Raw genomic sequence first — 8,576 nt, 5'->3', positions numbered from 1 at the left:
GCTATACTATTTAATGTTAATCCAAAAACAATTATCAAATGGAAGAATCGAGAAGATACAAAAGATCTCCCTATCGGTCTTAAAAAGATCAAATCTACTGTGCTTTCAGAGTCTGAAGAAGAAGCAAGTGTTGCATTCAAGAGGATGAAGTATTATATAGCTTACAAGAAACTATTCCACATTTAAGCCAATCAAGTCTTCATCGTTGCTTAAGGCGTCATGGCTGCTCTGATAAAAAAGAACTATCTAGCACTATCCTAGTGGTTATTTTCATATAGATAGTGCAGAAGTAAGGACAGCTGAAGGTAAGCTATTTATATGTAGGGAATAAATAAGAACATCAAAATTTGCATATGCAGAGCTTCTAAAAGTCAGACTAAAATGAGTACTGCAGCGGTTTTGTGCAACCTTATTAATTCTGTACCTTATACCTTGCAGATAACGGAATTCAATTCACCAACCATGATCATCATAAACATGCATTCACTCATATCTTTGAGCGTGTTTGTAATGAGAATTAAGATAAAGTATCCACAGAATAATGGGCAAGTAGAGCGAATGAATAGAACTCTAAAAGAAGCAACAGTTAATAGCTTTCATTATGCTTCTCATGATGAGCTAAAACAGCATGTGCGTGCTTATCTGATGGCTTACAACTTTGCTAAACGACTAAAAGGTATCAAAGGAAAAATTCCTTGGCAATTTATTCTAAATCAGTGGACGATTCATCTTGAATATTTTATACCTAATCCTAACCACTTCTTGCTGGGACTAAACATGGATTAAATGCCAAATTAATGCATTTAATAGACTTTATGAGGCCATTTCCGCATTCTTCTAAATCCCATCTTCGGGCTAAATGGCTATAGTTCTGGATATCATATACTTCCGCTATTACAGCCTGCAATTTTTCCCCCAACAAAGCATCTTTTCCAATCCGTTTTAAATTTTGGGGTAGAAATTCAACAGCATAATTTTCTATTAATTTCGACACATAAGCCATTCTTTGTCCTTATAATTTTATTATAATATTATACGCTCTTCCTCAAACGTCTGTATCTCTGTGCATTTAGTGATGGGATTTGGTATAAACTCCTTAGGTTGCTTTATTGCTAGCTCGTTTTTATCGTGCCTTTTCGTTTAAAATGTATGGCACTCTTACAGAATAAGCCATAGTGTTTAAAACTAAAAGCTGCTACACTTAAAAGATATAAAATTTTATTTTTGTGTATGGAAAAATTTCTTTTCGCACTTAAAACTTGGGTAGAAAATCAATTAATCCAGGAAGGCTACGATGGAATAGAACTAGATTTTATTCTTTTAACGCAAAGAAGCCACGGAGATTTTACCACTCATGGAGCTTTTTCTGCGGCTAAAAAATTTAAAAAGTCTCCTGTAAATATTGCTCAGCGAATTTGTGGCCATGTTCAATCTTTCAAAGGAGTAAAAAAAGCAGAAGTTGCTGGATCAGGATTTGTAAATATCACAGTAGAGCCTTGCTTATGGGGACTATGGACGAAAGAAATTTTAGAAAATTTTCAGACATACGGCCAAAATCCTGAAAAAAGAATTTCTGTCAATATTGAATATGTTTCTGCAAATCCCACTGGTCCTTTGCATGTAGGTCATGGAAGATGCGCCGTAGTAGGGGATGTTTTAGCAAACATCATGGAAAGCGCGGGGTATACAGTAACCCGGGAATATTACGTAAATGATGCAGGAAACCAGATTTCACTGTTAGCAAAATCTGTTTATAGTGCATACAAAACGCTATTAGGGTACGCTCAAGAAGACTTGCAATCTTATCCTGGAGAATATATCCAATACATTGCACAAACCCTTGTAGAACAAGAAAAAGATGCATGGGTTCATGTTCCTGAATCAGTTTGGGAGCCATATATTGGTATTTTTTCGGTACAACACGTTATGCATCTGATTCAAGAAGATCTAAAAGCATTAAATATTTGTCATGATGTTTTTACTTGCGAGCGCTTTTTGTATCAGTATGGAGCAATAAATTCTGTTTTTTCTAAGCTAAAAGAAAAGGGGTGGGTTTTATGAAGGCATCATGGATGCTCCAAAATCCAATAATTCGCTAACCTCCATCCAGTGTCAGCCTTTACCTTTATTACGTACGACCTTGTGGGGAGACGCCCAAGATAGAGCGCTTTGCAAACCTGATGGTACTTGGACCTATTTTGCAGCCGATCTTGCCTATCATATGGATAAAGTGCGCCGAAAATTTGACATCTGTATTGACATTTTAGGAGCAGATCATATAGGTCATGTTACGCGTCTTAAAGGTGCAATTGAAGCTTTAGCGGAAAACTCTGTTCATTTAGAGATGATTTGTTGTCAAATGGTAAGATTTTTTTCTGAAAAACGCCCCATAAAAATGTCAAAACGTACCGGAACTTTTGTTTCTATTCAAGATATTTTGCAGTACGTCGACGCAGATACGTTTAGATTTTTTATGGTTAGTAAAAAAGCAGATACGCATTTTGATTTAGATATTCAAGAAATGAAAGCGTGCACAAAAGACAATGGAATATTTTATATTCAATATGCGCACGCAAGATGTTGTTCGGTATTGCGTCATGGGGTACACCTTTGGCCCTTTCTTGCAGAAAAAGAATGGTGGAGAGATATAAAAATCAGTTCCTGGGGAAAAGAATATAAAGAAGGAATAGGACTTGCGTTAAATTTTCCCCGTCTTGTTGACAATGCTGCTCAATCTAGAGAACCTCACATCCTTTGCTCAGGTCTTTATAAACTAGCGCAATGTTTCCATGGTGTATGGCAACAGGGAAATCATCAAGCAGAACTTCGGTTTTTAGACAGGCAAGAGAAAGAGCGTTCTTTAGAAAATTTAGTATGGGTTCAAGCTATAGCCATCGTTTTGAAACAAGGATTAGCACTTTTGGGAATTAAAGCAAAAGAAGAGTTATAGTTATTCATATTTTTGAAAAAATTCTCAATAAAAATTTCCTCAAACGCAGTCCGCAGAAATTAGATCATAAAAATTAAATAAAGTCTTGAAATTTTGTTAATTTTGTATTAAAATAAACAAGTAGAAAAAGCTAATTTTATTTATGAATCAAAAATTTTTACTTGTTTTAATACTAAGTAGTTTTGGAGGCAGCTTTGTTGAAAATGTCGCTCAAGCTTCCCCTGGTAATAAGAACCAGCAATCTAATTCTGGTTTTTCTAATCAGTCTCAAGAAGTTCAGCTTCAAAGAGCTGATCTTAATTCTTGGTGCACAAAGGCAGATGCGCTTGATCGTTCCTTAGCAAAAATGCTTAATGCTAAAGATAATATTACAGAAAGTCGCATTCCTTTTGAGGCAGAGCCGCTGAATCAAGACGACGCTTCAAGAATGCTTTTAGATAGTTCCAATTCTCAAAGATTACTTTCCGATGTTTTAAACAGAAATACTCCTGAGGCAACAGCGTTAAAAGCAGCTCTAGGAAAAGTTAGTCCGAGAAAATTTTTTGATGTTTTGTTTAGTTTAAATAAAAATGACGCAAAGTATGTTTTAACGGTTTTAAATCACAGCAATTCCAGTGCATTCATTGACTTGTTTTATCGTTTGTCAGAAAGTCTTAACTCAGACACCACCTCTGCAAACTATTTGGGAAAAGCTTTCAGTGTATTAGATCTTGCTCTTGATTCTAAAATAAACATTGATATAGAAAAAACAGATGACACGGTCGAAAAAATTAATATAAAAGAAAAAAACTTAAAATAATTGGCAGTTTATCACATCTACTTAGAGAAAATGTCAGTATCTTGCATACAGTAGCAGCCATATGGCGTGTCACCTCTTGTAGCAAGGATACTTTTTTTAAAAACAAACAAATGAATGAAACGACTCAATATGAGTGCCTACGTTGTTTACAATCAGGAAATTATGCGACAAATATGAATAATGACCATGCAATGTCGCTAAAAGAATTAAGCGCTGAAGATGTAGTTTCTATCTGTAATATCCTAACTTTAGCCCCCTCCTTAGAAAGCAGAAAAGCGATTAATACTTTTTTACATTGCGTTGATCAGTGTAGGAATCTTGAGCAGATTAAACTAAAACAAAGACAAGGGATGAATGATTTTTGGAATACTAATGATTCAATTTTTTTTTCTCAGGTATTGAATTCTTCATTAAAAAGCATTCAAGAAAGTCGTGCCCATCCAAAAACTTTTGCTTATATTTTTGAATCTTTGAGTACCCTAGACCAAATGAATAGGCACTTAGACGACCCCAGCAAGTTCTACAAAAAAGAAGCTTTCGATTTTTTAAGTAGCTTAATAAATACTCCCGATGCGCTGAACTGCGTATTCCTGTCTTTTCAAGACAATAAAAAAGTGCTTACTGAAATCCTAAATTATTTTTCTGATATTGGTGATTCAGATGATTTTGATAAAGTTTTTGAGGTTTTCTCTAAAAATGATTATTTTAATTTAGTTTTATTACAAAGAATAGCAGCACAAAGTAATGCAAAACTTTTGTATCATCTTTTTTCTTCTTTGGAAAAAAATGAAAAATGGAAGGAAGAAGTACGTCTTTCTAACTTGATAAATGAATTGCAACTAGAGAATCCAAAAAATCTTGAGCAAGCTTTATGTACTTTTCTCAGTAAACATTTTAATAATGAAAAACACACCTATATAGATTTATTAAATATGGAATCTGAAACGCTATTGAAAAGCCCTATACTTAAGACAATGCTTATTTTTCCAGAACTAGCTAAAAAAGTTTTTGCTGAAAATTTTGGCAACATTTTAAGAAAAGTTTTTGATGCTCCTAATGCAGAAAATAGAAGTAAGTACGAAGCGTTACAGTGTATCACAGCAAATCGTTTAACGGGAATTGAAATAGATGATCAAGAGCTTTGTCTTTACATAAATAATGAAAAAATTACGTTAGATCGGTCAAATGAAGCGTATGCTTTCGTTAAAGGAGCAATCCAGCTTTTGCCTAAAGAACAAAAACTAAGTTTATTAGATCAAGCTATGTCTAGAGTTTCTGATCCATATATCGATCTTCAAGTGGACGGTATTTGGATATCACTGGACTTTCTTACGATTACATTTTTATATGCTTTAAATAACGATAGAGTATTAAATAATTATGCTTTCAAAAAATTTGACGATTTTCCTTTTCAGGAAAAATTTGGAATTTTTAACTACGCCTTAAAAAATTTTTCAAATTTCTCTGATGTAGAAAATAGAAGTAAGTACAAAGATTTACAGTGTATCACAGCAAATCGTTTAACGGGAATTGAAATAAATAATCAAAATCTTTGTCTTTACATAAATAATGAAAAAATTAATTATTTAGATAAGTCAAATGAAGCGTATGCTTTCGTTAAAGGAGCAATCCAGCTTTTGCCTAAAGAACAAAAACTAAGTTTATTAGAGCAAAGTATATCTAGAATTTCTGATCCGTATATCGATTTTGAACTGGAACAATATTTGGATATCACTGGACTTTCTTACGATTACATTTTATATGCTTTAAATAACGATAAAGTATTAAATAATTATGCTTTCAAAAAATTTGACGATGTTCCTTTTCAGAAAAAATCTAGAATTTTTACCGAAGTTTTAAAAAATCTCTCAAATTTCTCTGATGCAGAAAATAGAAGCAAGTACGAAAATTTACAGTGTGTCGTAGCAAATCGTTTAACGGGAATTGAAATAAATAATCAAAATCTTTGTCTTTACATAAATAATGAAAAAATTAATTTAGATAAGTCAAATGAAGCGTATTCTTTTGTTAAAGGAGCAATACAGCTTTTGCCTAAAGAGAAAAAACTAAGTTTATTAGAGCACGATGTATTAAAAATCTCCGAAATAAGAACATTGGAGCAGTATTTAGGGCTCATCGGTCTTTCTTACAAAGAGATTTCTGAAAATCTGCAAACCATTATAAAAAATAAGGGGGATCAAAATTCAGAGCTCTTTAAAAAATTTGAAGATTTAAAAAAAGATAGAGGTTCTAAAGAAAGAAAAGAAGCGCTAGCATTTTTTGAAAAGGCTTCTAATACGGTTGAACAATCACAATCTTTATTATTCTGCTTAAGAAATTTTTCCCCTGAAGATTACCCTCAGAATGTAGAAGATTTAAAAATCTCTAAATTTAAAACCATCATAGATGCTTTAAAGGAGCAGCAAAAGATTCGGTTAATGCAAATTGAAAAAGCAAATAGAAATTTAAATACGTTTTTTAATGATATGCTTCAAAAAGAAAAATCGCTTCAAAGAGAAGGCAGTCAACCAGAAAAATTGATTCAAGGGAAGCGGACTAAAAATAAAAATTTTATTCCTTACATTGAAAAGTGTATTAAGAAAACATTTGATTTTCCTGATTCATGGTTTATTCCAACCCATCATGCTTATATCAATATGATCATTAACTCGATAATTTACGATCAGAGCGATAAAGACAAGGAATGTAATGAATTGCAAAATCTTGTAATCAAAATTAACGACGAAAAAAATAAAGTATTAGATATTGTCGTACAAGAGCAAAATCCAGAAGACGAAACAGTGTATGACGCTTTGATTGAACAAGTAGAAAAAGGCCACGAAAACTACGGCCCTTTACATAAAGCGCTAGAAAAATTTATGATATCTTATAAGAATTTAAACGATCCAGGAAATCGCAGCGAGGCTGTTACTGGACTTTTTGATCTATCCCAAAGAATTTTTGATTTTTTAAAGGCAGACACGGAAGAAAAAGATAAAACAAGTAATAAATTTTTTAAATATTTAGAAAATCGTATAGAAGATCCTGAAAAAAATATTAAGTACAATCCTGAAAAGTGTAAACTGGGGGAAAAGTTATTTATTTCAAAATTAGGAAAAGAAAACTACGAGATTTTGTTAGGAGAATTCAATTATGCTGAAAAGATAAAGTTAGCAGAACGCAATCTTCCACGACAAAATGCCAGACAATTTGTTGTAAAAAATTTATCAGAAATTCTTAAGGGAATATCAGAAGAAAACGATCACAAAAACAATCAAAGTGCAACCGATAGAATTCAGTATTTCAAAATTGCTTCATTTGATGCAATGAAAAAATATTTGAAAAATTTCTCAGAAGAATACGCTAAAGTTCAAGACTTAAGTAAAGCGAAAGAATGTTTGGATGAGTTAACGGAAGTTTTCATGGATATTTATGATGGAAAATCAGTAGCAAAACCAAAATATATTGATCCTTCGCACTACTCAATTTTAAAAAGAAAGCTAAAAAATGTGTTTTTAGAAAATGAAAAGGAATATATAGAAAAAGAGATGAAAAACGACCTTATTGCGTTTGGTCCTTACGCAAGGCTAGTTCATTTATTAGAAGGCGCAGTTGATGAAGGGGCGAAAGGCGAAAAACGATGCGCTATTGGACTTATATCGGATACAATCAAAACGCTATCAGAGATTTATGGATGTGCGCTTGATGAAAACAATTATTCTGCCGAAACATTCAAATTAGCAGGATGTGCACGCCCAGAAAATCATGAAGATGCTGTGATGGCTAAAAACTAATACCATGGGGATGCATTATTTCTCTTAAAGACTATTAAAGCATATATACAATGGGAAGGATGCTATCTTATCCTTCCCTTTTTTATACATAAAACCTTTTTGGAAATTGTATGTCTAATACATATTAAATACGAACAGATCAAAGAATTAAGGGGGGAAAAATTTCGGAGATTAAACAGAGTCAAGAAAGCTACATTCTATAAAATGCTAAATATTAAATAAAAAGAAATAAAGAAGAACGCTCGTGGTGGTCGAAAAAGCAAGCTAAGTATAGAAGATAGACTGCTTATGACACTGGAATATGTCAGAGAATATCGGACATATTTTCATGTTAGTCAAGGCTATGGATTAAGCGAAAATACAACATACGATATAATAAAGTGGATAGAGAATACCCTTATAAAGCACCCTAATTTTGCGCTTCCCGGTTGCAAAGCATTGCTCAAGAGCGATGTGGAGTATGAAGTTGTGCTGATAGACGCTACAGAAACGCCTATAGATCGCCCAAAAAAAGGAAAAAACAAGCAAAAAAATAACAATAAAAAAAGTATTATCAGGTAAAAAGCAAAGACACACCTTAAAGCCGCAAATTGTGGGTGATAAAAAGATAAAACAAGTGATATGTACGGAATTTCTAATGGAAAACAGTGCCTATTTAAGGAATCTAAAACTATGGTGCACAGTAAAGTTAAAGTGATAACAGGGATATCAAGGGATACAAAAGATGCATCGCAAATCCGAATTACCAAAAAAGAAAAGTACGCCCCCCTTTACCATAAGGGGGTAAGCAGAAAAATCAAGAACTCGCGAGCGAAAAGAGCGCCAATGAAAATGTCATAGGAATGATTAAGCGATTTAAAATCATAGCAGATGAATATAGAAATAGACGAAAAAAATTTGGGCTAAGATTCCCCCTCATCTTTGATATTTACAATATGGAGTTACCTAAATGATAGTTTCCAAAGATGTCCAATTAAATACTAAAAAAATAGTAAATAATTTTAGTATTAAAAATGTATTTCCACAATACGGG

General features: G+C 32.9%; 5 protein-coding genes and 2 pseudogenes. 6 read left to right on the top strand and 1 reads right to left on the bottom strand.

Annotation, left to right across the window (positions count from 1 at the left end):
• Positions 1-684: pseudogene (locus HE1_RS10560) on the top strand (integrase core domain-containing protein); the annotation flags it as partial.
• A gap of 67 nt (positions 685-751) precedes the next feature.
• On the opposite strand, the gene HE1_RS10555 reads toward HE1_RS10560, so the two are convergent.
• On the bottom strand, positions 752-1,003 hold the full coding sequence (locus HE1_RS10555; RefSeq protein WP_035543359.1) for a hypothetical protein: 252 nt from the start codon (positions 1,001-1,003) through the stop codon (positions 752-754).
• A gap of 227 nt (positions 1,004-1,230) precedes the next feature.
• On the opposite strand from HE1_RS10555, the gene argS reads away from it, so the two are divergent.
• From argS to HE1_RS06805, 5 genes and pseudogenes are all read left to right on the top strand, one after another.
• Positions 1,231-2,061: an arginine--tRNA ligase domain-containing protein gene (gene argS / locus HE1_RS06290; protein ID WP_052567132.1), complete on the top strand. Its 831-nt coding sequence runs from the start codon at positions 1,231-1,233 to the stop codon at positions 2,059-2,061.
• 7 nt (positions 2,062-2,068) lie between these two features.
• On the top strand, positions 2,069-2,950 hold the full coding sequence (locus HE1_RS06285) for a DALR anticodon-binding domain-containing protein (RefSeq protein WP_052567131.1): 882 nt from the start codon (positions 2,069-2,071) through the stop codon (positions 2,948-2,950).
• A 142-nt stretch (positions 2,951-3,092) separates the two neighbouring features.
• Entirely contained in the window at positions 3,093-3,749 is a 657-nt protein-coding gene (locus tag HE1_RS00470; RefSeq protein WP_035543356.1) for a hypothetical protein, read from the top strand.
• A gap of 173 nt (positions 3,750-3,922) precedes the next feature.
• Positions 3,923-7,543, top strand: coding sequence for a hypothetical protein (locus HE1_RS00465; RefSeq protein WP_162480089.1), 3,621 nt, complete (start codon positions 3,923-3,925; stop codon positions 7,541-7,543).
• 123 nt (positions 7,544-7,666) lie between these two features.
• Positions 7,667-8,496, top strand: a pseudogene (locus HE1_RS06805) (IS5 family transposase).
• Positions 8,497-8,576: the final 80 nt, after the last annotated feature.

Origin of the sequence: Holospora elegans E1 (genome assembly GCF_000648275.1) — a bacterium.
Taxonomy (GTDB): domain Bacteria; phylum Pseudomonadota; class Alphaproteobacteria; order Holosporales; family Holosporaceae; genus Holospora; species Holospora undulata_A.
Note: the sequence above shows the minus strand (reverse complement) of the source record. Positions and strands in the feature narration are given on the sequence as shown.